This window comes from Paractinoplanes rhizophilus, from assembly GCF_042664765.1.
Lineage (GTDB): Bacteria > Actinomycetota > Actinomycetes > Mycobacteriales > Micromonosporaceae > Actinoplanes > Actinoplanes rhizophilus.
Window position 1 is genome coordinate 16948 of record NZ_JBHTBJ010000028.1, and the last position, 25914, is coordinate 42861.

Consider the following 25914-nt stretch of genomic DNA (forward strand, 5'->3'; position numbering starts at 1 on the left):
CCGCGCCGCCGACGAGTCAGCGCGTCCGGTCGTAGAGCAGGCAGATCGCGCCCGACTCGGTCGTCGACAGGTCGGTGAGCGACCACGACCCGGCCGGCAGGCCGTCGTCGAGCAGGCGGCGGCCGCCGCCGACGATCTCGGGGGCGAGCGTGATGCTGAGCCGGTCGACCTCGTCCGCCTCGAGCAGCGCCCGGATGACGCTGACACTGGCGAGCACGACGATGTCGCCGCCCGGCTGTGCCCGCAACTTGCGCACCTCGTCGGCCGGGCCGGCGCCGGCGATCCGCGAGTTCGGCCACGGCGCCTCGGTCAGCGTGGTCGAGAAGACCACCTTCTCGACCGCGTCGAGCCACTGCGCGAACGTGCGGTCCTGCGCAGCGGCGTTCTCGTCCTTGGCGACCGCGGGCCAGAACCCGCCGAAGCCCTGATAGTTCTTCCGGCCCAGCAGCGCGGTGGTGGCCGGGCCGGTCACCCGCACCATGTGATCCCGGGCGGCCTCGGTCACCGCGTGCGGGACGATCCATCCCATGTCGTACTCGCCGCCGAGGCCGCTGACCCGGCCGTCGAGCGAGAGAGTGATGTTCGCGACGACCCGGCGGGTGGTGTTGCTGTTCTCGTTTGTCATGCCTGAATCCTGTCGAGCCGGCCGCCCGGGAACATCTGCCACCTGGCAGAGATCTGCTGGCAGACTTCGGGCATGCCGGTTCTCCACCACCTGCCGCCCGAGCTGTCCTCGTTCGTCGGCCGTGCCGGCGAGGTCGAGGCGATCGGCGAGGCGCTGGCGGCCGGGCGGGTGCTCACGCTGGCGGGGCCGGGCGGCTGCGGCAAGACCCGGCTGGCCATCCGCGCCTGCCGGAAGTGGCCGGAGGTCTTCTGGGTCGCCCTGGAACGCGAGTCCGGCGCCGAGCGCGTCGCGCACCGGGTGGCGGACGCCCTGGACGTGCTGCTGCCGTCCGGCATCGACCCGCTGCCCGCGCTGGTGGCCGCGCTGCGCGACCGCGAGCTGCTGATCGTGCTCGACAACTGCGAGCACGTGCTGGCGGGCGCCGCCGAGGTCAGCGCGGCGCTGCTGGCCGGCTGCCCCGGCATCGCCGTGCTCGCCACCAGCCAGGCCCCGCTGGGCATCGCCGGCGAACGGGTGTGGCGGGTGCCACCGATGGCCCTCGCCGACGCGCTGGAGCTGTTGCTGGCCCGGGCCGGCGCCGAGGGCCCGCAGGCGCGCTCGGCGGCCCGGCGCGTCTGCGACCGGCTCGACCGGCTGCCGCTGGCCCTCGAGCTGGCGGCCGGCTGGACCGGCACGCTGTCGATGGCGCAGATCGCCGACTCGCTCGGCAGCCCGCTCGCGATGCTCGACGGGGGCGCGCGCACCGCGCCCTTCCGGCAGCAGACCCTCGAAGGCTCGATGCGCTGGAGCCACGACCTGCTCGACGAGGACGAGCGGGCGCTGTTCCGCCGGCTGGCGGTGTTCGAGCCCGGCTTCACCGCCGACGACGTGGTCGCCCTCACCACCGGCCCGGCCGCGCTCGCCGCGGGGCCGGCCGCGGTTGCCGGTGGGCCTGCCATCGCCACCGGCTCGGCCGGGCCTTCCCCTGGCTCGGCAGCGCTTTCCGTCGGCTCGGGCGCTTTGAAGGCGCTGCGGGGGCTGGTCGACAAGTCGCTGGTGGTGGCGGACACGACCGGTGCGGCGGCGAGCTACCGGATGCTCGGCGTCGTGCGGGCCTATGCCCTCGATCGGCTCGCCGCGGCGGGCGAGACGGCACGGTTCCGCGACCGGCACCTCGACCTCCAGCTCGACCTGCTGGAACGGCTCACGCCGCTGCTGGACACCGACCGGGACACCTGGCGGGCCCGGGTCGGGGCGGCCTACGCCGACATCCGGGCCGCGATCGAATGGGGACTGTCCCAGCAGGACGCGTCGCGGGCGCGGCGGCTGGCGGCGTCCTGCGGCTGGCTCTGGCACCTGGAGGGCCGGGGCGGCGAGGGCGTGCGGCTGCTGCGGCGGGCGGCCGAGCGCGGCGGGGACGAGCGGACCCCGCTGCAGGCGGACGTGCTGGCGGCGCTCGCGCTGGTCGGCGACACCGGACTGCCCGGCATCGAGGCGTACCAGGTGGCGTACGAGGCCCGCGAGCTGGCCGTCGAGGCCGGCGCCCCCGCGGCCGCGCGGATCAGCCGGGCGCTCACCGCCGTCGGGAAGCTCATGGTCGGGCTGGACGCCGCGATCGCCGAGGCGCAAGCGGCCCGCGACGAGGCCGTCCGGGCCGGCGACGCGTTCGTGGCCGACTCGGCCGAGACGTTCATCGGGCTCGTCCACGTGCTCACCGACGATTACCCCGAGGCGATCGCCCGCCTCGAGGCCGCGGTGGCCGGCCCGCTGGCCCGCGGCGACCGCGGGATCGCGACGCTGGCCCTCAGCTGGCTGGCGCTGGCCACGGCCCGCACGGGCGACCTGCGACGGGCGGGTGAGCTGGCCGAGCAGGCCGTGCGGACCGCGGCGCCGCTGCGCGACTTCCACTGGACCGGCTCGGCCCGCTGCATCCTCGCCGAGATCCGAATCCTGCGGGGCCGCCCGGCGGAGGCGGTGGAGGCGCTCGCGCCCATCGACCGCCTGCTCACCGACGACCTGCCGTTCATCACCGGCTGGGAACGCACCAAGGCGATGCTGGCGCTCGAGAACGACCACCCCGCCGAGGCGGTCGAGTGGTGCCGCCGGGAGGGCCGGTGGCAACCTGAGCCGAGCGATGACGGCCTGGCCCCCGAGACCAGGCTGGTGCTGGCTACCGCGCTGCGGCGGGCCGGCGATCGGGAGGCGGCCGCCCGCACCCTGCGGGCGCTGTGGGAGGCGCCGCTGACCGATGCGATGCCCCGCATCCGGGCCGGCGTCCTGGACGAGCAGGCGCTGCTGGCCCGCGCCGACGACCCGGAACGCGCGCTGCGGCTGCACCACGAGGCTCTCCGGATCCGGATCGATCACGGCCTCGTGCTCGGCTTCCTCGCCAGCCTCGAGTCACTGGCCGACCTGAACAAGCTGCGCGGCGCGGACGAAACCGCCGCCACCCTGGCCGGCGCCGCCGAACGAACCCGAGCCGACTTCGGCGCCGCCACACCCGCCCGCGGCGACTTCGGGGACGACGCCGCTGAGCCCGTGCGCGCCGACTTCACGGCGGGGTCGGCGGCGTCCCGAGCCGCCGCGGGTGCGGAGGCGGCGCGCCGACCGGTGTCGCCGGAAGACGCCGCCGTCGAGCGCGGTCGCGCGATGGACGTGCGGACCGCCGTCGCCTATGCGGCCAAGGCCCGCGGTCCCCGGCGCCGCCCGGACGCCGGGTGGGACAGCCTCACTCCCGCCGAGCTGTCGGTGGTGGAGCTGGCCGTGCAGGGCCTCAACAACGTCGAGATCGCCGCCCGCCTGTTCGTCGGCCGCGGCACGGTCAAGACGCACCTGGCCCACGTCTACGCCAAACTACAGGTGGCCAACCGCACCGACCTGGCCCGACTGGCCACCCAGCGCCGAACGCCCAGCTGAGGCCCCGCTTCCGCACAGTAAGCAGAGCAAAGGGCCCGCGCCGCCCGAGCCGGACCCGCCAACCTTCCCGCCAATGCCGGGCCCGGCGGACCGTCGAGGCCGGCTTGTCGTGACGGCTCAGCGGCCGCCGTGACGGCGGCCGCCCACCCGGCTGGAGGCCGAGAATCCGGCCGCGCCGCCCGAGGACGCCGGGGCCGAGCCACCGCGGGGCTGGCCGGAGTTGCGACGGCCGCGAGCCTGCCCGGCGGCGGGCCGAGCGGTGGTCGTAGCGGCGGGCTCGCCGCCGTGACCCGCGCCCCGGCCGCGCCCACGGGACCGTCCCGGCCGCCCGGACTCGTTTGCCCCGCCCACCGTGGCCTGCGCCGACGACGACCGCGCGGAGGGGGACTGCGTGGACGACGACCGCATGGACGACGACTGCCCGCCCGGAGCGGCGTTCCGGCCGGCGCCGCGGCCGCGGGAACGGCCACCCGGACGCCCCGACGGCGCCGGCTGGGCCGGCACGGAGGGCGGCGCCACGAACCTGCGCTCGCCGGGCGCCAGCTGCGCCAGCAGCGGGTCTCCCGGACGGGTCCGGCTCGTCGTGGGCCGCACACCGGCCTTGCGCGTCAGATCGCGTACCTCTGCTTGTTGATCGTCGGTCATCAGCGTGACCACCGTGCCCTGCGCGCCCGCTCGGGCCGTCCGGCCCGAGCGGTGCAGGTAAGCCTTGTGCTCGACCGGCGGGTCGGCGTGAATGACCAGCGCCACGTCGTCGACGTGGATGCCCCGCGCCGCGATGTCGGTCGCCACCAGCGTTTCCGCGCTGCCGTCGGAGAAGGCCGACAGGTTGCGGTTGCGCGCGTTCTGCGCCAGGTTGCCGTGCAGCTCCACGGCCGGCACCCCGGCCGCGACCAGCTGCTTGGTCAGCACCTTGGCCCGCCGCTTGGTGCGGGTGAAGACCACCGTGCGTCCGGGCGCGGCCAGCAGGTCGACGAGCACGCCGAACCGGTCGTCGCCGCGCACGTGCAGCACGTGGTGGGTCATCTCGACCGGCGCCTCGGCGGCCGAGTCGACCGCGTGCGTCACCGGGCGGCGCATGAAGCGCTTGACCAGGATGTCCACCCCGTTGTCCAGGGTCGCCGAGAACAGCAGGCGCTGCCCGTCGCGGGGCGTCTGCTCCAGCAGGCGGCGCACCACCGGCAGGAAGCCCAGGTCGGCCATGTGGTCGGCCTCGTCGAGCACGGTGACCTCGACGGCGTCCAGGGACGCGTGCCCGTTGCGCAGGTGGTCGTCGAGCCGGCCGGGGCACGCCACCAGCACGTCGACGCCGGCCGCCAGGCCCTTGATCTGGGGGTTGGCGCCGACGCCGCCGAAGACGACGAGGGTGCGCAGGCCGAGCGTGGCCGCGAGCGGCGCCAGCGCGGCGTCGATCTGGGTGGCCAGCTCACGGGTCGGCGCGAGGATCAGGGCCCGCGGCCGGCCGGGCCGCCGTGGCTTGTCCGAGGCGGCGAGGCGGGCCAGCACGGGCAGCGCGAACGCGTACGTCTTGCCGGAGCCGGTGCGCCCGCGGCCCAGCACGTCCTTGCCGGCGAGCGAGTCGGGCAGGGTGGCGGCCTGGATCGGGAACGGGGTGGTGATGCCGAGAGCGGCGAGCGCCTGCGTCAGTCCGACTGGCACGCCGAGCTCGGTAAAGGTTGTCATGTAGCGGGAACTCCAAAAGGTCGGGGATACCCCAAGCGATCAAGACTACCCGGTGCGGGAAGCAACCGTTCTGCACCCGGATGAGACCCGGGTCGCACTCAAGGCCGATCACCGTTCTCCTCAGTGCCCGGACTCCCCCCGCCCGGGCGTTACCGCGAGGAGATCCCCCACCATGAGCGGTGCACTGCCCCTCGACCGCGGCGTGAACGCCGATCGCCGCCGCGAGGACATCGTCCAGGAACACATGCCGCTGGTCGGCCACCTGGTCCGCGAAATGCTGGCGCGAGTGCCGCAGCATGTCAACCGCGACGACCTGATGTCGGCCGGCTACGCGGCGCTGGTGCACGCGGCCCGCGGCTTCGACGCCGGACGCGGTGTCCCGTTCGCCCGGTTCGCGGCCACCCGGGTGCGCGGCGCCCTGCTGGACGAGCTGCGCGGCCTGGACTGGGCGAGCCGCTCGGTACGGCAGCGGGCCCGGCGCACCGACTCGGCCCGCCAGGAGCTCACCGCCGAGCTGGGCCGCACGCCGACCGTGTCCGAGGTGGCGGAGCGGCTGGGCTGCTCGGTGGAGGACATCGAGCACGCCGACGACGACGTGCACCGCGCGGTGGTCTTCAGCCTCCAGGGGTTCGCCACCGCCACGGCCGACGACATGGTCACCGAGCCGAGCGCCGGTCCGGAGGAGATGCTGATCCGCCGGGAGCGGCTGGGCTACCTGCGGCACGCGGTGGACGCGCTGCCGGAGCGGCTGCGCGCGGTGGTCCAGGGCTACTTCTTCGACGAGCGGCCGATGGCCCGGATCGCCGAGGAGCTGGGCGTCACCGAGTCGCGGGTGTCGCAGCTGCGCGCCGAGGCGCTGGCCCTGCTGCGCGACGGGCTGAACACGCACCTGGACCCGTCGATGGCGGCGCAGAGCCCGCCCAAGGAGGGCTGCGTGGCCCGGCGCCGGGCCGCCTACTACGACCAGATCGGCGCGCGCGGGGACCTCCGTACGCGTCTGGCCCTGACCGGCCCGGACGGCCTGCCCCGCGCGGCCTGAAAGCGATGCCCGCCGCTTCCTCGAGGCGGCGGGCATCGAGTCACTGACCGGCGCAGGTGCCGGCCTTCTTCTGTGCGGCGATCGCCTTGGCGGCGCCGAGCTTGTAGAGCGCGAGGCCCTCCTTGGCCGGCTCCAGCTTCCAGGAGTCGTTCTCGTAGACCATCGTGTACGACTGCGCCGCCACCAGCTGCTTCGCGATGACGATCGCCTTGTCGGTGCCCTCCATGCGGGCGCTGGTCAGCTGGATCGCCAGACCCTTGCGGGAGCAGGCCTGGTTGAGCTTGACGTAGTCGTCCTTGCTGATCGCCTGCTTGCCGGCCGTGGTGTACATGTCCCAGGCGCCGGCGAAGTCGCCGCCCGCGAAACGGTCGAAGACGGTCTGCGCGGCGGCCTTGGCGCCCTCGACGGTCTTGGGCTCGGGCCCGCCGGCGGCGGCCTGCGCGGCGTTGCCGGCGGGCTCGTCGTCGCCGGAGCACGCCGAGACGAGGGTGAGGGCGGCGACCCCGGTGAGGGCGAGCGCGCCGAGACGAGTGATCGGGTGGTTGTGGTTCATGCCGGGACTAAGTGCGATCGAGGGTCGTGCGTAACGGCTCGCCGAGAAATTTGACAGATTGCGGACAGCTCCGTCACTGGTTGGGGAACGGCCGTCGATGGGCTAATCTGAGCGATTGTCGAGCAATAAAAAAGCAGCCAAGAATGGCTGCCGGAGACGAATGTTACCACAAAGGGGAGCGAATTTGTCAAGCTCCGCCGCGGACGACCTCCGTTCCGAGCAGGCGTACCTCACCACCCTCTACGGTCGCCTGGACGGCCTGCGTGAGCAGGCCGATCGGCGTCTCAAGACCATTCTGCTGGAGGCCGGCGGCACCCCGCAGGGCCGCACCCAGCGCGAGGCCACCCGGGCGCACTACGCCGAGCAACTCGCGCAGATGAATGCCGTCGAAAACGGCCTGTGCTTCGGCCGGCTCGATTTCGCCGCGGGTGAGCCGCGTTACATCGGCCGGCTCGGGCTCTCGGCCGAACGGCACGACCGCGACCCGCTGCTGGTCGACTGGCGCGCCCCGGCGGCCCGCTCGTTCTACCTCGCCACCGCCGTCTCGCCCGATGGGGTGACCCGCCGCCGGCACCTGCGCACCAGGGGGCGGGTGCTCACCGGCATCGACGACGAGATGCTCGACATCGAGGCGGCGGAGCCGGGCGGGCGCGAGGACGTGACCGGCGAGGCGGCGCTGCTGTCGGCGCTCACCGCGAGCCGCACCGGCCGGATGCGCGACATCGTCGAGACCATCCAGGCCGAGCAGGACGAGGTGATCCGGGCCGGGCTCAACGGGATCATGGTGGTGCAGGGCGGGCCGGGCACCGGCAAGACCGCGGTGGCGCTGCACCGCGCGGCGTACCTGCTGTACACGTACCGGGCCCAGCTCACCAAGCAGGGCGTGCTCATCCTCGGGCCCAACCCGACGTTCCTGCGCTACATCTCGCAGGTGCTGCCGTCGCTCGCCGAGACCGGGGTGCTGCTGGCCACCCTCGGCGACATGTTCCCCGGCGTGCGCGCCCGGGCCGTCGAGTCGCCGCCGGCCGCCGCCGTCAAGGGCCGCCTCGGCATGCTCGACGTGCTGCGCAAGGCGGTCGCGGACTGGCAGAGCGTGCCGGACGACTACGTCGAGGTCGACCACGACGGGTACCCGCTGCGCATCGAGCGGGCGGTGCTCGAGGACGCCCGGGCCGCGGCCCGCAAGTCCGGCCGCCCGCACAACGTGGCCCGGCAGATCTTCGTGACCGAGGCGATCCACGCGCTGTCGCTGCAGATCGCCGAGCGGATCGGCGCCGACCCGCTGGGCGGGGACAATCTGCTGTCCGAGGCCGACCTCGCCGAGACCCGCCGCGAGCTGCGCGAGGACATCGACGTCCAGCAGGCGCTGTTCGACTTCTGGCCGGTGCTGACCCCGCGCCGGGTGTTGCGCGAGCTGCTCTCCGATCCGGTGCGGTTGGCGTCGGCGGCGGGCGATCTGCCGCCCGAGGACAGCGCGCTGCTGCTGCGCCCGCGGGACGCCCGGTGGACGCCGGCCGACGTGCCGCTGCTCGACGAGCTGGCCGAGCTGCTGGGCGTCGACGACACGCTGCGCAAGCGGCAGGCGGCGGTGGAGAGGCGCGAGGCCATCGAGTACGCCGAGGGCGTGCTGGAGATCGTCGAGGGCTCCCGATCGCTGGACTTCGAGGACGAGAAAGACTTCGAAAAGGACGAAGTGCTCTCCGCGGCCGATGTGGTGGACGCCAGCGCGTTCGTCGAGCGGCACGAGGTGCTCGACACGCGTACCGCCGCCGAGCGCGCCGCCGCCGACCGCACCTGGGTCTTCGGCCACGTGATCGTCGACGAGGCGCAGGAGCTGTCGCCGATGGCCTGGCGGCTGCTGATGCGCCGCTGCCCGAGCCGCTCGATGACCGTGGTCGGCGACGTCGCGCAGACCTCCGAGCTGGCCGGCACCACGGGCTGGGAGCAGGTCTTCGAGCCGTACGTGGCGCAGCGCTGGAACCTGGTCGAGCTGACCGTCAACTACCGCACGCCGGCCGAGGTGATGGCGGTCGCGGCCGACGTGCTGGCGGCCGTCGACCCGGCGCTCCAGCCGCCCCGATCGGTTCGGTCCGCGGGCGTGGCGCCGTGGGCGCTCCGGGTGCCGCGAGCCGCGCTTCCCGCGGAGATCACTGCGGCCGTACGCCTGGAGTCCGCCGAAGTGGGCGAGGGCCGTGTCGGGGTCCTGGTGCCGGAGGCCCTCGAGCCCGAGCTCGGCAAGCACCTGGTCGAGACCGTTCCCGGAGCGGCCGTCGGCGAGCAGCCCGACCTGCTCAACCAGGTCGTGCTGATGACCGTCCGCCAGGCGAAGGGCCTCGAGTTCGACGCGGTGATCGTGGTCGAGCCCGACGAGATCATCGCCGAGAGCCCGCGCGGCCTCTCCGACCTCTACGTGGCCGTGACCCGGGCGACCCAGCGCCTCGGCGTCCTGCACACCGCCGATCTCCCCAAGGTCCTGACCGCCCTGGCTCCCTGACGCCGCCCATGCCAAAGGGGCCCGGCACGCTGCCGGGCCCCTTTGCTCTGCTCACCGTGAAGAAGCTTTGCTCTGCTCACCGTGAAGAAGCGCGCTTCCCCGGAGTGAGCAGAGCAAAGGGGGTGGCTCGGTCAGGCGGCGGGGGCGGGGAAGCGGTCGATCGGGCCGCGGCCGAAGGTCGTGTGGCCGTGGGCGTTGGTCATCGCGAGCCGGCTGTGCAGCGAGGTGCTGTTCGCGATGCTCGCGTAGTAGGTCGCCCGGCGGCGGGCGGTGATGCTCTCCGGGTTCTCCGGAACCGGCGCGAGGTCCGGGTTCAGGTGCGTGTTGAGGCCGTCCTTGAGCAGCGACAGCGCCTCGGCGCGCAGCTGGCTGATCCGGCTCTCGGTGACGCCGAGGTCGGTGGCGATGTCGGCCATCGGCCGCTCCTGCAGGAAGTACTCGCTGATCACGTACTGCAGCCGCTCGGGCAGCGAGCCGATCGCGTGGTGCAGGTAGCCGATCTGCTCACGGCGCAGCAGCATGTCCTCCGGGCCCGGCGTCTTCTCGGTGACCAGGTCGTCGGCGCTCGAGGTGGTGAAGCCCTGCAGCGACAGCACGGTGGCGCGCTGCACGTCGGTGTCGGTCTGCTGGAGGTCGGTGGTGGTGGTGCCGAGCGCCTGGGCGAGCTCGTCCGGGGTGGGCGTGCGGCCCAGCGTGGTGGTGAGCTGCTGACGGGTGGTGTCGGTGGCGCGCGCCTTGGTCCGCACCGAACGCGTCGCCCAGTCCAGCGAGCGCAGCTCGTCGAGGATGGCGCCACGGATCCGGGTGCTCGCGAAGCGGTGGAACGGGATGCCGCGGTCCGGGTCCCAGCCACGGGCCGCGGTCACCAGCGCGTGCAGGCCGGCGCTGGTGAGGTCGTCCCGGTGGATGTGGTTCGGGATGCGGGTGAGCATGTCGCGCACGAGGTGGCCGACCAGCGGCATGTGCGTGCGGATCAGCTCCTCCTGCTCGGTGGCCGAGAGCACCGTCGCGGCGGGCGCGGTGTCGGCGGCGTTCGTCACGTTGGTGGTCATGTGGTTCCCCCGGTTTGTTGTCGGCGGCCCAGTTCGCGAGCGGGCTACCGGCTGACGGGGAAGACTCTCCGTGGCGACGGGTACTGCTTTCGGTCACGCTGAGGTGCGTCGAGGTTGCTGTGCCGGCCGGCTCCGCGCCGGCGCGGCGGGCGCGGTTTAGGAACTTGCCGGGATTGGGCAGGCTGGTCTCATGGACCTCACCGACAGCGGGACGACGGTCAATGTCATCGCCGGGGTGGCCATCGCGCTCGGCGTGCTCGGCGTGGTGATCCCGGTGCTGCCCGGTTTGCTGCTGGCCTGGGCCGGCGTGCTGTTCTGGGCGCTGGCCGGGGACGCCCCGGGCACGGTCAAGTGGCTCGTTCTCGTGCTCGCCACGCTGGTCGCGGTGATCGGGGCGCTGATCAAGTACCTCGTACCCGGAAAGCGGTTGAAAGCCGCCGGCGTGCCCAACTCGGCGCTGCTGGCCGGCGGGGTGCTCGGGCTGATCGGGTTCTTCGTGGTGCCGGTGGTGGGGCTGGTCCTCGGCTTCGTGCTCGGGGTGTGGCTGGTCGAGCGGGCCCGGCTCGGCCCCGGTCGGGCCTGGCCGGCCACCAAGCAGGCGCTCGGCGCGGCCGGCCTGGCCATGCTGATCGAGTTCACCGCGGGGCTCGGCGTCGCGGTCGTCTGGGTGTTCGGGCTGCTCGCGGCCTGACGCGCCCGCTCGTTACCGGAACCGGCGCCGGCGCCGGCGCTGGGTGAGCAGGAGCAGCAGCGGCGTGCCGGCCAGCGCCAGCGCGATGCCGCCCGCCGCGATCACGGTCATCACGTCGCGGCCGGATGCCGCCCGGATCGAGGGCGGGGCCGCCTTGGGCGCGGTCGTCGACTCGGCCCGGGCGTCGCCGGTAGCCGCCTTCTGCTCGGCGACCTCCTCCGGGGTGACCAGCTTGCCGACCGAGGCGTCCCGGGGCAGCGAGAAACCCCAGTCCAGCAGCGCGGCCCCCTGCTGCCAGCCGCGCAGCGGGCGGGCCTCGGCGCCCAGCAGAGTCACCACGAGCCGGCGGCCGTTGCGCTGGGCCGCGCCCATGTAGCTGTGCCGGGCCACCGTGGTGAAGCCGGTCTTGCCGCCCATCGCCCCCGGGTAGTTGAAGATCAGCTTGTTCTCGTTCTGGAACTGGAAACCGCCCTTCTTCAGGTGCGGCTGGGCCGGCATCTGCGCGGTCTTGGTGAGCACGTACTTGCGGAAGTCGGCGCTCGCGAAGTCCTTGCGGGCGATCAGCGCCAGGTCGTACGCGCTGGTGAACTGCCCCTTGCCGTCGAGGCCGCTGGGGGTGACCGCGTGCGTCTGGTACGCGCCGAGCCGCTGGGCCTCGGCGTTCATCGCCGCCACCGTCTTGGCCACGCCGTCCGACCCGCCGCCACCGGCCAGCCGGGCCAGCGCGTTCGCCGCGTCGTTGCCCGAGTTGAGCATCAGGCCGAGCCAGAGCGTGGAGATCGGATACTTGCCGCCGACGACCAGGCCCACCGCCGAGCTGTTGACCTCGATGTCCAGGTCGCTGCGCACCACGGTCATGGTTTGCTTCGGGTCGAGCTTGTCGATCACCGTGGCGGCCAGCAGCGTCTTCTGCACGCTCGCCGGGGTCTGGTAGACGTGCGGGCCGCACCCGCCGAGCACCTCGCCGGTGTCGAGGTCGGCGACCATCCAGGTGGTCGCCGTGACCGCGGGCGGCCGTTTCGCGCCGGCCGGAACGATCAGGCCGTGGGTGGCGAGCGCGTCGCCGCCGACCGCGCTGTCGACCGGATCGTCGGGCGGCGGCACCGGCCGCGGGGGGATGCCGGCCGGTTTTGCCACCTTGGGCTTCGGACACGGAATGTCGGCTGCGCCGGCGGCGGTCGCGGGGGTAGTGATCACCGCTACTACCGCGACTGTGGTGGCGGCCAGCGCCGCAGCGATCCGGCTTCGGGGGATGCGGATCAAGGCCAGGTGACTCCCGCGTCGAGCCGCTGCTCGAGAAGCCGAGCCAGCGGAATGGTTTCGCCGTCACCGCCGCCCGCGCCGACGATCAGCCTGGGGGTGCTGGGGGACAGGTCGGCGCCGGCGAACCGGGCGCGCCACGATGACGGAACGGTCAGGACGTAATACTCGCCGTGCTCGCCGACGGCGACCGAGCGATTGGATTTCAGATACCACCCGCGGGCGCTCGTGCGATATGTCGCGCGGCCGTCGAAGCTGCGCGCGGTCAGCGGGTGCGGCGCCAGGCCACGCTCGGCGGCCCGGCGGACGAACGAGGACAGCAGGTCGGCGGCCTGACGCGTCTCGGCCTCGCGACCGGCGGCCAGCGCGGCCGCGTGCCCGTCGATGGCCCGCCGGCGCTGCTCGTTCCACGCCGCGCGCTCGTCCATGCCTGCGACCCTAAGCGATCCCCGTGCCCGCCTGCCACCCGGTCTTTCCCGGCCCGTTTCCCTCCGAATGCCGGTCCCGCCATTTGAATAACGGACCGGCCACGGAGCGAAACAATTGCGAATTCTGGCCCGATGAGTTGCGCCGGAAGCCGGTTACGAGCAACACTGGGCGCGGTTGATCTGGATTAACTCGGGAGTCATTATGGCGCGGCAGGTTATCACCACGCTGATCGACGATCTGGACGGAAAGAAGGCGGACCGCACGGTCGAGTTCAGCCTGGACGGTATTAACTACACGATCGACCTTTCCGAGGCCAATGCCGGGAAGCTGCGCAAGGCTCTCGACCCGTTCATCAACGCGGGCACCCGGCTGGGCCGGAACGCGGGCCGCATCCCCGCCCGGCGCGCGGCCCCCAGCCGCACCGCGGGCTCGCGCGACGAGAACCGGGCGATCCGCGAGTGGGCCCAGGCCAACGGGCACCAGATTTCCGAGCGTGGGCGCATTCCGCAGTCGGTCACCGACGCCTACCGGGCGGCGAACGGCTGAGCTGAGCTGAGCTGGCTGGCTCCGCTTCGCTCCGCGGGCGATCGCCCCTTCGGGGCCGATGAGGAGACAGATGATTTCCGGCGCCGCAAACCCCGCGGCGACGGAAATCGTCTGTCTCCTCATCGGCGGGGTGATCGCGTGTGTGGCTCTCTAGGAAAGCGTCCGAAGAGTTGGTAGTTCGGCGGCCGCCGCGTCGAGGACCTTTTCGTCGCCGGCGTACCAACTCGATGCCCGTGGCCAATGGGTGATGGCGTCCGTGAAGCCGAGGGCCGCGGCCCGCCCGACCGCGTCGGTGAAGGCGTCGACGCTGGTCATCGAATAGACCGGGGACGTGTCGAGGTTGAGATAGCGCGGCATCGCGTCCGGCGGTCGGCCGGCCGCGCTCAACGCCTCTTCGAAGCGGGCAACGGTCTCCGCTACCGACCGCCACCACGACCGCGCGTCCGGGACGTCGTGAGCGCCGGTGGTGACCCAGCCGTCGCCGTGCCCGGCGGCCAGCCGCAGCGTCCGTGGGCCGTTGGCCGCCACGATGAACGGCGGCCGCGGCCGCTGCAGCGGGCCGGGGATGCTGCGCGCGCCGACCGCCTGATACCACTCGCCGCGCCAGGTCGTCGCCGGGTTTGCCAGGATCGTGCCGAGCAGCTCGAGGAATTCGGTGAACCGGTCGACCCGCCGGCGCGGGGTCAGCTCGGGCTCGCCGAGCACCGCCGAGTCGAAGCCGGTGCCGCCGGCGCCCAGCCCGAGCAGCAGCCGGCCGCCCGAGATGTCGTCGAGCGCGGTCACCTCGCGGGCGAAGTGCACCGGGTGCCGGAAGTTCGGCGACGCCACGTACGTGCCCAGCCTGATCCGGCTGGTCACGGTGGCGGCGGCGGTCAGCGTCGGCACGGCGTCGAACCAGGGACCGTCGGCCAGGTCGCGCCAGCCGAGGTGGTCGTACGTCCAGGCGTGGTCGAAGCCGTACTCCTCGGCGCGGCGCCAGCGCCCGGCGGACTCCGCCCAGCGCCGGTCGGGGAGGATCACGATGCCGATGCGCATGCCCGGCAACCTACCTCAGGCCGTACGCAAATCGGCCGTTTCCTCCTCGGCCGGCGCCGACGCCGCGGCGAACGCGGTGAGCGAGCGCAGCAGCTCCTCGCGGGACGGCTCGGGCATGCGGTCGAGCACCTCGGCCAGCGCCACCCGGCGACGCTCGCGGATCTCGTCGAGCAGCCGCCGGGCCGACGAGGTGAGCATCAGCCGCACCTCGCGCCGGTCCCGCGGGTCGGGCACCCGGCGCAGCAGGCCCGCCGCCTCCAGCCGGTCGCAGAGCCGGCTCGCCGAGGACGGGACCACGTCGAGCGCCTCGGCCAGCCGGCTCATGTTGGTCTGCCGATTGTCCTGGATGAATGCCAGCACGCGCAGCTGAGCGGGCGGCACCGTGGGGGTCTGCGCGGTCCGGGCGGCGTCGAGCACCGACACAAGGGACTCGGCCGCCGACTCGACGGCCGCGGCGACGTGGGTGATCCGGTCGTCCATGTCGGATATTTCCTTGTTCTGCAGACGCCATCGATGTGGTGCCGGAGCGACTACCCCCTGATGAGCCGGATCATGCTTGGCTACCGGAGCCAATCCAAGCAGACGAGCACCGCGTCGTCGTCCGCGTCGAGCCCGTCGTGGTACTCGCGCAGCCCTCGGATGACCGTGCCGACCGCCTCGGACGGTGGCTGCAGCCGGGTGCGGCGCAGGGCGGTCAGCAGCGCGGACACCCCGTACGCGGTCCGCCCGCCGGGCGCCGCGGCATGCACGCCGTCGCTGGCCACCAGCAGCCGGTCGCCCGGCTCGAGCTGGAACTTCTGCGTCTCGTACCGGGTGTCGCCGAACATCCCGAGCGGCAGCTGCTGCTCCAGCGTGATCGGCCGGATGTCACGGTCGTGTGCCACCATCGCCTTCGGCGAGCCGGCGTCGACCGCCTCCACCGCGCCGTCGCCCAGCCCGATCTCGAGCAGCAGCGTGGCCACGTACGAGTTGCCGCCGTGCCGCGAGTAGACTGCGTCGGAGGCCAGCTCGGCCTGCTCGACGATGCCGGCCCCGGCCCGGCGGGCGTTGCGCATGGCGTTGACGGCGACCGCGGTGAGCAGCGTGGCCTCGATCCCGTCGCCGTGCCCGTTGAGCACGGTGACGGTGAGCCGGTCGCCGGTGACCGACCAGTCGTAGTGGTCGCCGTAGACGGCGTACGCCGGCTCCAGCGCCCCGGCCAGCCGGAACCGCTCGCCGTTGAGCGAGCGCCCGGGCAGCAGCTCCCATTGCAGCTCGGCCGCCATGGTCAGCCGTTGCCGGCGGCGCACCCGGTGGTAGCGATCGGTGTCCTTGTCGGCGGTGCGCAACGCCATGGCGAGCTCGTCGGCGATCACCGTGAGCTCGGCGGTCAGCTCCTGGCCGGCCTCGCGCGTGGTCTCCAGGCTCAGCACGCCGAGCCGGTCGCCCCAGACGGTGAGCGGCAGCAGTATCTTGGTGGGCCCGTCCGGGCGCGGGTCGACCACCGGCAGCTGGCTGCCGAAGCAGCGCTGTTCCAGGAGGCCGCCGGTGGGGCCCTCGGGGTCGAGCACCGGCCACAGGGCCGACAGGCTCAGATCGCCGAGGAGCACCTCGACCCGGTCGGCGGCGTGATCAGCGCGCAGGTGCTCGGCAGTGACCTCGGGGAGGCGATCGGGCGGCGCCGCGCGCAGCTGTGCGCCGACCGATGCCGGGCCGTCGGACACGCGATCTCCTTTCCCGGTCGGCAACTATTGCCGAAGTGCAAGCACTATAGGCGCTTGCGGTTCGCTGCGAATGACGAACCCCTGGCTAGGCGAACGACTTCTCGAAATGGATCAGGCTGCCGCTGCGAGGCGTGGAGTGCATCCGTACGTTCTCGGCGAGCGCCTTGATCAGGAAGAGCCCGCGGCCGCGCTCGCTCCCGGATCCGGGCGGGCCGACCGCGGCCGGGTCGAAGCCCACCCCGTCATCGCGGACGTCGATCGCGCAGTGGTCCTCGGCGACCTCGAGCAGCACCTCGAAGCACTCCGTGCCGGACGCGTGGTGAACCACATTGGCGCAGGCCTCGGTGATCGCCAGCTCCAGATCGGCGCGGGACTCCGGGTCGACGTGCAGGACCGCGAGGGCGCTGCGCAGCAGCCGGCGCACGGCGGGAACGCTGCCGGCCTCGCGCGGCAGGTCGAGCCGGACGGTCATACGCATGGCTCTTTTGTGCCCGGCGTCCGGGCAGGTTAATCGCGACGGTGCTCATCCAGGTGGCCCCCGGGAAACGTGTTATCCATGTACGGCTCGCGCGTCCCCCTATGGTCGCCCGGCAAACCACGGGCGGGGGACGCACGACGAAAGGTATGCACATGGCGGATCAACCCGACATCGCGACGGTCATCGCGGCCCGCGCCGGCGACCCGGCCGCCGTCGACCGGCTCGTCGCGGGGTATCTGCCGCTCGTCTACACCATCGTCGGCCGGGCCCTGGAGGGCCACGCCGATGTCGACGACGTGGTGCAGGAGGTGATGCTGCGGGTGCTGCGCAACCTCGGCGACCTCCGCGAGCCCGAGTCGTTCCGGTCCTGGCTGGTGGCGATCACCGTCCGCCAGGTGCGGGAGCGGTTCCGGTCCCGGCGCGGCGCGCCCGACGCGCTGGTCCACGAGGACGTACGCGATCCCGGCGCCGACTTCACCGACCTGGCCATCACCCGCCTCGAGCTGTCCGGTCAGCGCCGCGAGACCGCCGAGGCGACCCGCTGGCTCGACGAGGAGAACCGCGAGCTGCTCTCGCTGTGGTGGCTGGAGGCGTCCGGCGAGCTCACCCGCGACGAGATCGTCGCGGCCACCGAGGTCAGCCGCCAGCACGCCGCCGTGCGCATCCAGCGGATGAAGGGCCAGCTGGAGACCGCCCGCGTGGTGGTGCGGGCGCTGGCCGCCCAGCCGCCCTGCCCCGACCTGCGCCTGCTCACCGTGCACTGGGACGGCACGCCCGGCGCGCTGTGGCGCAAGCGCATTGCCCGGCACACCCGCGACTGCGCGCATTGCACCCCCGCGTGGCACAACCTGGTCGCGGCCGAGCGTCTGCTGGCCGGGATGGCCCTGGTGCCGATCCCCGCGTCGCTGGCCGGCGCGGCCGGCGGATCGCTCGGGGGTTCGGCCGTCGCCTCCTCCGGCGGCGCTCATCTCGCCACCAAGATCGGGCTGAGCGTCTCGCAGAAGGTGCTGACCGCGGCCCTCGCGACCACCGCGGTGGCCGGGGCCGGGACGGCCGTGGTCGTCTATCACCGGTCCGCGCCACCGCAGCGGCCCACCGCGGCCGTGGTCGTCACCTCGGCGCCTGCCGCAGTCCGGCCCACGACCGTTCCGCCGTCGCCGTCTTCGCCGTCTTCGCCGAAGCCGTCCCCGACGCCGCCCCGGACCGTCAAGAAGCCGGCCGCCGTGATCACCGCGACGGCGAGCCGGAAGAAGGGCGTCGGCGTCTGGCAGTTCACCGGCCTCAAGGCGGCGCTCGCCGACGTCGGCGCGGGCTGGTACTACAACTGGGCGTCGAACAACGACGACATGCCCGGCCCCTCCGGCGTCGAGTTCGTCCCGATGATCCGGGCCAAGGGCGACGCCACCGACGGCACCATCGCGCGGGCCAAGAAGGAGAGCGGCGGCGAGCTGCTCGGCTTCAACGAGCCCGACATGGCCGGTCAGGCCGACATGAGCGTCGAGGAGGCCCTGGCCGCGTGGCCCAAGCTCCAGGCGACCGGCTTGCGCTTGGGGAGTCCGTCCGTCGCGTACGGCGGTGACACCGCCGGCGGGTGGCTCGACCGATTCATGAGCGGGGCGAAGGACAAGGGTTACCGGGTCGACTTCATCACCCTGCACTGGTACGGGTCGGACTTCAGCGCCGCCGCGGTCGGCCAGTTCCTCGGGTACGTCGACGCCGTGCACAAGCGCTACGGCAAGCCCGTCTGGATCACCGAGTTCGGCCTGCTGAACTTCTCCGGCTCGCCCAAGTACCCGTCGTCGTCGCAGCTGGTCACCTTCATCGAGGGCGCCACGTCCGGCCTGCAGAAGCGGTCGTTCGTCGAGCGGTACGCCTGGTTCGGCCTGCCCGCGGTCGGCGACAGCGCCGCCTTCGGCCTCTACCGGGACGGGGATTCTCCCACCGCGGCGGGGAAGGCCTACAAAGCGGCGGGTTAGGGTCGAGTCATGATTCGGTTCGGGTACAAGGCGTCGGCCGAGCAGTTCGCGCCGGCGGAGCTTCTCGGTTACAGCGTGCTAGCGGAGGAACTGGGCTTCGACTCGGTTTTCGTCTCCGATCACCTGCAGCCCTGGCGGCATGACGGCGGCCACGCGCCGGCCGCGCTCCCGTGGTTGGGCGCGCTCGCGGCCCGCACCGAGCGGGTGCTGATCGGCACCAGCGTGCTCACCCCGACGTTCCGCTACCACCCGGCGGTCGTCGCTCAGGCGTTCGCCACGCTCGGCATGCTGGCCCCCGGCCGGGTGGTGCTCGGTGTCGGCTCCGGCGAGTCGCTCAACGAGGTGCCGCTCGGCCTCGCGTGGCCGGACGGCAAGGAGCGTTTCGCGCGGCTGAAGGAGTCGGTGCAACTGATCCAGAAGCTCTGGCGCGAGGATCGGGTCAGCTACGACGGCCAGTTCTACCGCACCGAGAACGCGACGATCTACGACAAGCCCGAGACGCCGGTCCCGATCTACATCGGCGCCTCCGGCCCGGCCGCCACCCGCCTGGCCGGGCGCATCGCCGACGGTTTCATCACCACCAGCGGCAAGGGCCACGAGCTCTACACGGAAACGTTGCTTCCCGCCGTCCGCGAGGGCGCCGAGAAGGCCGGTCGCAAGCTCGACGACCTGGATCTGATGATCGAGGTCAAGGTCTCCTTCGACGCCGACCTGGAACGGGCCCGCAACGACACCCACTACTGGGGCGCGCTGGCCCTCTCGCCCGAGGAGAAGACCGGCGTCGAGGATCCCCTGGAGATGCAGCGCCGCGCCGACGCCCTCCCGGTCGCGCGCACGATGACCCGCTGGATCTGCTCCGCCGACCCGGATGAGCACTGCGACCGGGTGCAGGAATACCTGGACATGGGCTTCAAGCACCTGGTCTTCCACGCGCCCGGCCCCGACCAGGAGCGCTTCCTGCGCCTCTACGCCGACCAGATCCTGCCCAACCTCCGCGCCGCCGCTTAGCCGCCGCCGAGGTTCTCCTTCGGGACCGGGCGCAGCCGACCACTTCGGGTGCGCCCGCTCCCGTTCCCCTCGCCGTTGATGACCCGCAGATCGGGCCGCTGGCGGAGCCCCTCGATCCGACGGCGTTTGGTGCCCACCTCGCGCCGCGGCGCGGCCGGCGGCCGCGGCGGGAACAGGCCCGGCGCCGCGGGGTCGAAGCACGGCGCCGCAGAGTTCCCGCCCGACGCAGGATCGAAGCCCGGGCTCCGGGGGTTCCAGCCCGACGCAGGGTCGAAGCCGGGCGTTGCAGGGTCGATCCGCGATGCCGGGTCCGCTTCCGATGCCGAGTCCGAGCCCGACGCCGGGTCGAGGCTCGGTGCGGAGCCCAGGCTCGATGCGGGCGAGTCCCATGGCGACGCGGCGGAGTCCGGGCGGACGTCCTCGGCCCAGCGCGGCTTGGCGTCCGGGCCGGCGGCGCGGCCGGGATAGCCGGTGCGCCAGGCATGCGGAGTCACGTTGGCGATCGAGCGCGGCGACGTGTGCGGGACCGGATTCTCCCCGGCCAGCCACAGGTCGCGCGAGGGTGACGGTCGCCGCCGGGAGGGAGCCCAGATCGGCACGCCCGGCGACCGGCGGTCAGCGCCGGGCCATTCCGCGTCGCTGGCACCGGCGCCGGCCATGCCCAGGTCGGCGGTGGAACCCGCCCGTCCGGTCCCGGCCGACCTACCGCCGTTCGCGGGCGCGAGACCGCCGGGTCCTGCCGCGTGATCGCCGGGTCCGGCCGCGAGACCGCCGGGTCCGGGCGCGTGACCGCCGGTCCCGAGCGGGTCAGGGCCGGTCCCGGGCGCGTGACCGCCGGTCCCGGGGGCCAGGCCGCCGGCGGGGGCCTCGGACGGGAAGTCCGCGCCGGCGGCGTGGCGGCCCTGGCGGTGCGGGTACTCGGTGGCCAGGAGGCGGAGCCAGTGGCGCAGGCCGATGCGTCCGGCGCGGGCCGGGCGGTTCATCCGGGGGTAGGCGACGCTCGCCACCTCGGCGACGCGCAGGCCGCGGATCGACGGGCGCAGCGTCAGCAGCGGGCCCAGCTCGGGGCCGTCGCCCCAGGCGGCGCCGATCCGTCCGGTCCGGCCGGGCCGGTCGAACCGGCCGCCGATCCGGGCGGACGGGCCAGGACCGTCGCCCCAGGCGGCGCCGGCCCGGGCGGATGGGTCGTGGCGGGCGGTGCCGGTTCGGCCGGATGGGTCGTGGCGGGCGGCGCCGGTGCGGGGGGACGGGCCGGGGAGGTCGAGGTGGGCGAGGGCGTCGCGCCAGAAGGCGGCGTAGCCGAAGCCCGGGTCGGTGCGGCGGACGCCGAACAGCGTGTTGACGACCCAGATCAGCAGGACGTTGGCCCAGCGGCGGAAACGGCCGCCGGTCAGGTCGCGGCCGCCCTCGCGGTAGCGGGAGCCCACCGCCACGTCGGCGCCGGCGACCAGCGCGGCCACGTACCGCGGGATCTCGGCCGGATCGGTGGAGCCGTCGCCGTTCAGCGTCACCACCACGTCGCAGCTCGCGGCGGCCAGGCCGGTGGCCAGGGCATTGCCGGGGCCGGGCCGGCCCGCGGCGAGCACCCGGGCGTCCGGCCGGGCAGCGCGGACGGTTGCCGCGACGTCCGCCGGCGACGCGGAACGGGATGAAGCCGAAGCCGGGCCGGCGGGGACCGCGGCGGGCGTCTCGCGGACGATGATGACCTCGTCGACCGGGGGGAGGCCGCGCAGTGTCAGCGGGAGGGCGCCGGGGTCGCGGACCGGGATCACGACGGTTACAGACGGTGATGGTCGGCGGTGACGGTTCGTCGCTGGGTTGAGCGGGGAGGGAGGCATGGCGGTGCTCCTCACGGTGAACTGCTGATCTTCGAAGCTACCGGTCGGCAACGGAACCGCAACTCATCGGAACGGTGGAGTGGCGGCCGCTCGACGGACCGAACCGGACCTCCCGGGCGGCGATCACGGACCGTATCTGTTAGCCGAGCGGCTACTGTGCGTACAACTCGGGGGAGAAAGCGATAGGGTCGTGTCTGTTGCGGAGCAGATGCCGTGAATGTCCTCGCGGAAGGAATCGGTCAGTGAAACTTGGCCTGCACATCTCGAACTTCACCTGGCCCGGAGACGCGCCCCGGCTCGGCCCGACGCTCGCCGAGGTGGCCTCCTCGGCCGACGAGGCCGGCTTCGACCGGATCAGCGTGATGGACCACGTCTGGCAGATCCGCGGGGTCGGCCCGGCGGAGAACGCGATGCTCGAGGCGTACACCGCGCTCGGCTATCTCGCCGCCCACACCCGCAACGCCAAGCTGTTCACCATGGTCACCGGGGTGACGTACCGCGACCCGGGCCTGCTGGCCAAGGCGGTGACGACCCTCGACGTGCTCTCCGGCGGCCGCGCCCTGCTCGGCATCGGCGCCGCGTGGAACGAGGACGAGTCGCGCGGCCTCGGCCTCTTCTTCCCCTCGACCAAGGAGCGCTTCGAGCGGCTCGAGGAGACCCTGCAGATCTGCAAGCAGATGTTCGCCGGCGACGAGACGCCGTACCAAGGCAAGCACTACCAGCTGGGCCGGTTGCTCAACTCGCCGCTGCCGCTGAGCCGGCCGGGCCCGCGGATCCTGATCGGCGGCGGCGGGGAGAAGAAGACCCTGCTGCTGGTCGCGAAGTATGCCGACGCCTGCAACCTGTTCGCCTCGCCCGAGGCCGGGCACAAGCTCGAGGTGCTCAAGCAGCACTGTGAGAACGTGGGCCGGGACTACGACGAGATCGAGAAGACCGTCATGTTCCACTACGACCTCACCACGAAGAGCCCGGCCGAGATCATCGAGGGCCTTCGCGGGCTGGCGGCGATGGGCTTCCAGCAGGCCCACGGCAGCATGGTCAACGTGTACGACACCAAGCAGTTCGAGATCTTCCAGAAGGAGATCATCCCCGCGGCAGCGGAGCTGTGAGCACGATCCGGGCGGTGGTCTTCGACCTCGACGGGGTCATCATCGACTCCGAGGAGGTCTGGGAGGAGGTCCGCCGGGGATACGTCGCCGAGCACGGCCGCGAGTTCCGGCCGGACAGCCAGGACCGGATGATGGGCATGAGCACCGGCGAGTGGTCGCGGCACCTGGCCGAGGAGGTCGGCGTGCCGCGCACCGCCGAGCAGGTGGCGGCGGACGTGCTGGGCCGGATGGCCGAGCGGTATCGCGCCGATCTGCCGCTCATCCCGGGCGCGGTCGAGGCCGTCCGCCGGATCGGCGAGCGCTTCACGCTGGCGCTCGCCAGCTCCTCGGCGCGGATCCTGATCGATCAGGTGCTGGCCACGGCCGGCCTGCGCGACGCGTTCCAGGTGACGCTGTCGACCGAGGAGGTGCCGCGCGGCAAGCCGTACCCCGATGTGTATCTCGCCGCGGCCGAGAAGCTCGGCCTCCGCCCGGCGGCCTGCGCCGCGGTGGAGGACTCGAGCAACGGCCTGCGCTCGGCCGCCGCGGCCGGGCTGGCGGTGGTGGCGGTGCCGCACGGCGTCTACCCGCCCGCCGCCGACGCGATCGCGAAGGCGAGCCTCGTCGTCCCCGACATCGGCGCGCTGACCGTGGAAGAGATCGATAGGCTGCGCTGATGGGGGTCTTCCGGTCGGCCGCGGGTACCGAGCTGCATTACGAGCTGCGCGGCGACGGGCCGCTGCTGGTCTGTCAGCCCGGTGGCCCGGGGCGGCCCGGCGGATACCTCGACGACCTCGGCGGGGTGCACCGCACGCTGCTGCTGCTCGACCCGCGCGGCGCCGGCCGCTCCGAGCCGGCGCCGTCGCACGCCTTCACCGATCTCGCCGAGGATCTCGAGCGGCTGCGGCTGGCCCTCGGCGAGGACCGCCTCGACCTGCTCGGGCACTCGGCCGGGGCGTGGCCCGTCCTCGCCTACGCCGCCCGATACCCCTCGCGCGTCTCGCGGCTCGTGCTGCTCACCCCGTCGCGCCGGCCGATCCCGCTCGGCGCCGACGAGCCCAACCAGGACGTGCTGGTGAAGAGGTGGTTCTCGGCGGAGCCCTGGTATCCCGCCGCGAAGGCCGCCTGGGACGCCGACACCGACGACGGGGATCCCGACCCGGCGCTGATGCCGCTCGTCTACGGCGCCGACACCCCGGCGGTGCGGGAGCACGCCCGCCGCCCGGAGGTCGTCGCGGGTCACGAGGACTTCTGGTCGGGCACCCTGGACCCCGGCGACCTGGCCGCGGTCGGCGTGCCCGTCACCATCATCGCCGGCGACCGGGACGTGGTGACCGGCCTGGCCGCCCCGCACGTGCTCGCCGACTGGCTGCCGAACGCCTCGATCATCTGGCTGCCGGACGCCGGCCATTTCCCCTGGGTCACCGACCCCGAGGGCACCCGCGCGGCCATCGACGAGGCGCTCTCCCAGCCGTAACGGAGGCCTTCCGCGTGCCGGCGAACCTCCGGTCCCGGCTCGGACCCGGCCGGCAGCCGGCGCAGCCGCTGGAAGCGGCGACCGGTCGGCGTCAACGGACACCGCACTAGGCCCGCAGGGCGGCGTAGTCGGGGAGGTCGATGTTGGTGCTGCGGTCGGCCGCGATCTTGAAGGTCAGGTCGATGAACCACTTCCGGTTGTTCAGGTAGTTGCGGGCGCGGATGCCGGTCGCGGACTTGGGCGCCAGGAACTTGCCGGTGGTGTCGCCGCCCTTCTGGGTGCCGCGGGCGAACTTGCCGATCCGCTTCTCGTACGCCGGGAAGGCCACCCGGTGGTCGCCGCCGGCCGCCGCGAGCTCGCCGGCCAGCACATACGCCGCGACGACCGCCGTGCCGTTGCCCTGCCCGCCGATGGTGGCGCCGCACGCCGCGTCGCCGACCAGCGCGACCCGCCCCTTGGTCCACTGCGGGACGTCGACCCGGCAGATCTGGTCGAACCACACGTCCGGAGCGGCGTCGAGGGCGTCGAGCAGTTGCGGCGCGAGCCAGCCCATGCCGGCGTACCGCTCGCGCAGCAGCTTTTTCTGCCCGTCGCGGTCGTGCCGGTCGTAGCGCAGCAGGGGAGAGGCGAAGGCCACGAACGCCGCCGCCCGCTCGGGGTGCTGGTGGTCGCCGCCGATGCTCATCATGCGGCCGGGCTCGTTGTGCAGCAGCATCGTGCGATCCAGACCCCACTCGTTGGGCACGTCCCAGCCGCCGACGTAGTAACCCAGGTGCTTCACGAACTGCTCCTCGGGGCCGAACGCGAGCCGCCGCACCCCGGAGTGGACGCCGTCGGCGCCGATCACCAGGTCGAAGGCCCGCTGCAGGCCGCTCGCGAAGGTCACCTCGACCCCCGACGGTGTCTCGGTCATCGCGGCGATGCGGTCGCCGAAGAGGAACTCGGTCGATCGGCCGGCGTCGCAGAGGACGCGGGCCAGATCGCCCCGCTGCACCTCGAGGTCGCCGCCGGCCAGCCCGGCCGGCCACTCCATGAGCCGCTCGCCATCGGCGTCGACGAACCGCATGACGGTGCCGCCGGTCTGCAGCCCGCGCAGCGCGGGCAGCACGCCCATCCGCTCGAGCACGCCCATGTGCAGCGGCCCGCGGAAGTCGACCGCGCTGCCGCCGGTGCGCAACTCGGGCGCCACCTCGACGATGGTCGGCTCGAAGCCGAACCGCCCCAGCCAGTAGGCCAAGGCTGGCCCGGCGATGCTCGCGCCCGAGATGAGGACCTTCACGATCTCCCCCAAAAACTGTGTCTGCCGCAAACTGTGTCTGACGGACTCGGTTATTTCTGTGTACGGTAGACGCTGTTTGAAGGGATGGCAACATGACAGCGGATTTCTTCTGGGCTCCCCGCCCCCGGCCGACCCGCGGGCCCAAGGCGGCGCTGACCCTCGACCAGATCGCCGATGCGGCCATCGCGATCGCCGATGCCGAGGGCCTCGCGGCCGTGTCGATGCAGCGGGTGGCGGCCGACCTGGGCTACACGAAGATGTCGCTGTATCGCTATTTACCCGGCAAGGCCGAGATGGTCGCCGCCATGCTGGAGCGCGCGCTCGCGCACCCGCCGCGGCTCGGGAATCCGTGGCGCGAGGCGCTGACCGATTGGGCCACCGCCCTCCTGGCGGCCTATACCGGCCATCCCTGGGCGCTCGAGGCCAGCAGCGGCCGCCGCCCGATCGGTCCCGGCGAGATGGCGTGGATGGAGAGCGCGCTGCGCGTCCTCCCGCCCGGCCTGTCCGGCGCCGAGCGGCTCGACACCGTGGCCACCATCGCCGGTCACGTCCGGATGATCGTCGGCCAGGTCGCCGAGAGCGATCTGACCGCCGCGATGGGCATGATCCTGCGCGACCACGCCGCCACCTATCCCGCGGTCGTTGCCGCGATCTCCGACGTGGCCGCTCATGGCGGCGCCGACAACGCCTTCGCCTTCGGCCTGGGCCGCATCCTCGACGGCCTGGAGTGCCTCCTCGAGCAAAGAGCGTCCGTCGGGTGACCGC

At 73.1% G+C, this 25914-nt stretch carries 23 protein-coding genes; 11 read left to right on the forward strand and 12 right to left on the reverse strand.

From position 1 onward, the window contains the following. Nucleotides 1-16: 16 nt before the first annotated feature. The gene (locus ACFQS1_RS28830) at nucleotides 17-625 is read right to left on the reverse strand and encodes a dihydrofolate reductase family protein (protein WP_378974335.1); all 609 of its coding nucleotides are present in this window, start codon (nucleotides 623-625) and stop codon (nucleotides 17-19) included. Between the two features lie 72 nt (nucleotides 626-697). Between ACFQS1_RS28830 and ACFQS1_RS28835 the strand changes: the two genes are divergently transcribed. Then, nucleotides 698-3520 carry a helix-turn-helix transcriptional regulator gene (locus ACFQS1_RS28835; RefSeq protein WP_378974337.1) on the forward strand — a complete coding sequence of 941 codons (2823 nt, stop codon included), beginning with the start codon at nucleotides 698-700 and terminating at the stop codon, nucleotides 3518-3520. A 117-nt stretch (nucleotides 3521-3637) separates the two neighbouring features. Here ACFQS1_RS28835 and ACFQS1_RS28840 read toward each other — a convergent pair whose 3' ends face one another. Then, complete coding sequence (locus ACFQS1_RS28840) at nucleotides 3638-5203, reverse strand: DEAD/DEAH box helicase (protein WP_378974340.1); 1566 nt, start codon at nucleotides 5201-5203, stop codon at nucleotides 3638-3640. Nucleotides 5204-5375: 172 nt separating this feature from the next. On the opposite strand from ACFQS1_RS28840, the gene ACFQS1_RS28845 reads away from it, so the two are divergent. Further along, nucleotides 5376-6242 (forward strand): sigma-70 family RNA polymerase sigma factor, encoded by an 867-nt coding sequence (locus tag ACFQS1_RS28845; protein ID WP_378974342.1) that lies wholly within the window; start codon nucleotides 5376-5378, stop codon nucleotides 6240-6242. A 40-nt stretch (nucleotides 6243-6282) separates the two neighbouring features. Here ACFQS1_RS28845 and ACFQS1_RS28850 read toward each other — a convergent pair whose 3' ends face one another. Next, the gene (locus ACFQS1_RS28850) at nucleotides 6283-6795 is read right to left on the reverse strand and encodes a hypothetical protein (protein WP_378974345.1); all 513 of its coding nucleotides are present in this window, start codon (nucleotides 6793-6795) and stop codon (nucleotides 6283-6285) included. A 160-nt stretch (nucleotides 6796-6955) separates the two neighbouring features. Between ACFQS1_RS28850 and ACFQS1_RS28855 the strand changes: the two genes are divergently transcribed. After that, nucleotides 6956-9289 (forward strand): HelD family protein, encoded by a 2334-nt coding sequence (locus ACFQS1_RS28855; RefSeq protein WP_378974347.1) that lies wholly within the window; start codon nucleotides 6956-6958, stop codon nucleotides 9287-9289. 131 nt (nucleotides 9290-9420) lie between these two features. Here ACFQS1_RS28855 and ACFQS1_RS28860 read toward each other — a convergent pair whose 3' ends face one another. Beyond that, nucleotides 9421-10341, reverse strand: coding sequence for a sigma-70 family RNA polymerase sigma factor (locus ACFQS1_RS28860; protein ID WP_378974349.1), 921 nt, complete (start codon nucleotides 10339-10341; stop codon nucleotides 9421-9423). A 190-nt stretch (nucleotides 10342-10531) separates the two neighbouring features. Here ACFQS1_RS28860 and ACFQS1_RS28865 point away from each other — a divergent pair, with 190 nt between their 5' ends. Then, nucleotides 10532-11032, forward strand: coding sequence for a DUF456 domain-containing protein (locus tag ACFQS1_RS28865; RefSeq protein WP_378974352.1), 501 nt, complete (start codon nucleotides 10532-10534; stop codon nucleotides 11030-11032). Between the two features lie 12 nt (nucleotides 11033-11044). Here ACFQS1_RS28865 and ACFQS1_RS28870 read toward each other — a convergent pair whose 3' ends face one another. After that, on the reverse strand, nucleotides 11045-12229 hold the full coding sequence (locus tag ACFQS1_RS28870; protein ID WP_378974358.1) for a D-alanyl-D-alanine carboxypeptidase family protein: 1185 nt from the start codon (nucleotides 12227-12229) through the stop codon (nucleotides 11045-11047). Between the two features lie 62 nt (nucleotides 12230-12291). Then, the gene (locus ACFQS1_RS28875) at nucleotides 12292-12720 is read right to left on the reverse strand and encodes a hypothetical protein (protein WP_378974360.1); all 429 of its coding nucleotides are present in this window, start codon (nucleotides 12718-12720) and stop codon (nucleotides 12292-12294) included. 202 nt (nucleotides 12721-12922) lie between these two features. Here ACFQS1_RS28875 and ACFQS1_RS28880 point away from each other — a divergent pair, with 202 nt between their 5' ends. Beyond that, nucleotides 12923-13267: a histone-like nucleoid-structuring protein Lsr2 gene (locus tag ACFQS1_RS28880; protein ID WP_378974363.1), complete on the forward strand. Its 345-nt coding sequence runs from the start codon at nucleotides 12923-12925 to the stop codon at nucleotides 13265-13267. A 150-nt stretch (nucleotides 13268-13417) separates the two neighbouring features. On the opposite strand, the gene ACFQS1_RS28885 is transcribed toward ACFQS1_RS28880, so the two are convergent. From ACFQS1_RS28885 to ACFQS1_RS28900, 4 genes are all read right to left on the reverse strand, one after another. Further along, nucleotides 13418-14302, reverse strand: a complete 885-nt coding sequence (locus ACFQS1_RS28885) for an LLM class flavin-dependent oxidoreductase (protein ID WP_378974366.1) — start codon at nucleotides 14300-14302, stop codon at nucleotides 13418-13420. A 15-nt stretch (nucleotides 14303-14317) separates the two neighbouring features. Continuing rightward, nucleotides 14318-14782, reverse strand: coding sequence for a MarR family winged helix-turn-helix transcriptional regulator (locus ACFQS1_RS28890; protein ID WP_378974368.1), 465 nt, complete (start codon nucleotides 14780-14782; stop codon nucleotides 14318-14320). A gap of 80 nt (nucleotides 14783-14862) precedes the next feature. Then, the gene (locus tag ACFQS1_RS28895) at nucleotides 14863-16005 is read right to left on the reverse strand and encodes a PP2C family protein-serine/threonine phosphatase (RefSeq protein WP_378974371.1); all 1143 of its coding nucleotides are present in this window, start codon (nucleotides 16003-16005) and stop codon (nucleotides 14863-14865) included. An 85-nt stretch (nucleotides 16006-16090) separates the two neighbouring features. Further along, on the reverse strand, nucleotides 16091-16483 hold the full coding sequence (locus tag ACFQS1_RS28900) for an ATP-binding protein (RefSeq protein ID WP_378974373.1): 393 nt from the start codon (nucleotides 16481-16483) through the stop codon (nucleotides 16091-16093). Between the two features lie 152 nt (nucleotides 16484-16635). Between ACFQS1_RS28900 and ACFQS1_RS28905 the strand changes: the two genes are divergently transcribed. Continuing rightward, nucleotides 16636-18459: a sigma-70 family RNA polymerase sigma factor gene (locus tag ACFQS1_RS28905; protein WP_378974376.1), complete on the forward strand. Its 1824-nt coding sequence runs from the start codon at nucleotides 16636-16638 to the stop codon at nucleotides 18457-18459. 9 nt (nucleotides 18460-18468) lie between these two features. Beyond that, nucleotides 18469-19467, forward strand: coding sequence for a glucose-6-phosphate dehydrogenase (coenzyme-F420) (gene fgd, locus ACFQS1_RS28910; protein WP_378974379.1), 999 nt, complete (start codon nucleotides 18469-18471; stop codon nucleotides 19465-19467). Here fgd and ACFQS1_RS28915 read toward each other — a convergent pair. Further along, complete coding sequence (locus ACFQS1_RS28915; RefSeq protein ID WP_378974382.1) at nucleotides 19464-21239, reverse strand: glycosyltransferase; 1776 nt, start codon at nucleotides 21237-21239, stop codon at nucleotides 19464-19466. The two genes, fgd and ACFQS1_RS28915, sit on opposite strands and share 4 nt — an antisense overlap. Before the next feature lie 308 nt (nucleotides 21240-21547). On the opposite strand from ACFQS1_RS28915, the gene ACFQS1_RS28920 reads away from it, so the two are divergent. Genes ACFQS1_RS28920 through ACFQS1_RS28930 form a run of 3 tightly spaced genes read left to right on the forward strand, consistent with a single transcriptional unit; the run spans nucleotide 21548 to nucleotide 23870 of the window. After that, nucleotides 21548-22414, forward strand: a complete 867-nt coding sequence (locus tag ACFQS1_RS28920) for an LLM class F420-dependent oxidoreductase (protein WP_378974384.1) — start codon at nucleotides 21548-21550, stop codon at nucleotides 22412-22414. After that, entirely contained in the window at nucleotides 22411-23070 is a 660-nt protein-coding gene (locus ACFQS1_RS28925; RefSeq protein ID WP_378974386.1) for an HAD family hydrolase, read from the forward strand. The genes ACFQS1_RS28920 and ACFQS1_RS28925 overlap by 4 nt, the downstream gene beginning before the upstream one ends. After that, nucleotides 23070-23870 carry an alpha/beta fold hydrolase gene (locus tag ACFQS1_RS28930; RefSeq protein ID WP_378974389.1) on the forward strand — a complete coding sequence of 267 codons (801 nt, stop codon included), beginning with the start codon at nucleotides 23070-23072 and terminating at the stop codon, nucleotides 23868-23870. Before ACFQS1_RS28925 ends, ACFQS1_RS28930 begins: the two co-directional genes overlap by 1 nt. Before the next feature lie 106 nt (nucleotides 23871-23976). On the opposite strand, the gene ACFQS1_RS28935 is transcribed toward ACFQS1_RS28930, so the two are convergent. Further along, nucleotides 23977-25149 carry an FAD-dependent monooxygenase gene (locus ACFQS1_RS28935; RefSeq protein WP_378974391.1) on the reverse strand — a complete coding sequence of 391 codons (1173 nt, stop codon included), beginning with the start codon at nucleotides 25147-25149 and terminating at the stop codon, nucleotides 23977-23979. A 92-nt stretch (nucleotides 25150-25241) separates the two neighbouring features. On the opposite strand from ACFQS1_RS28935, the gene ACFQS1_RS28940 reads away from it, so the two are divergent. Then, on the forward strand, nucleotides 25242-25910 hold the full coding sequence (locus ACFQS1_RS28940) for a TetR/AcrR family transcriptional regulator C-terminal domain-containing protein (RefSeq protein ID WP_378974394.1): 669 nt from the start codon (nucleotides 25242-25244) through the stop codon (nucleotides 25908-25910). Nucleotides 25911-25914 lie beyond the last annotated feature (4 nt).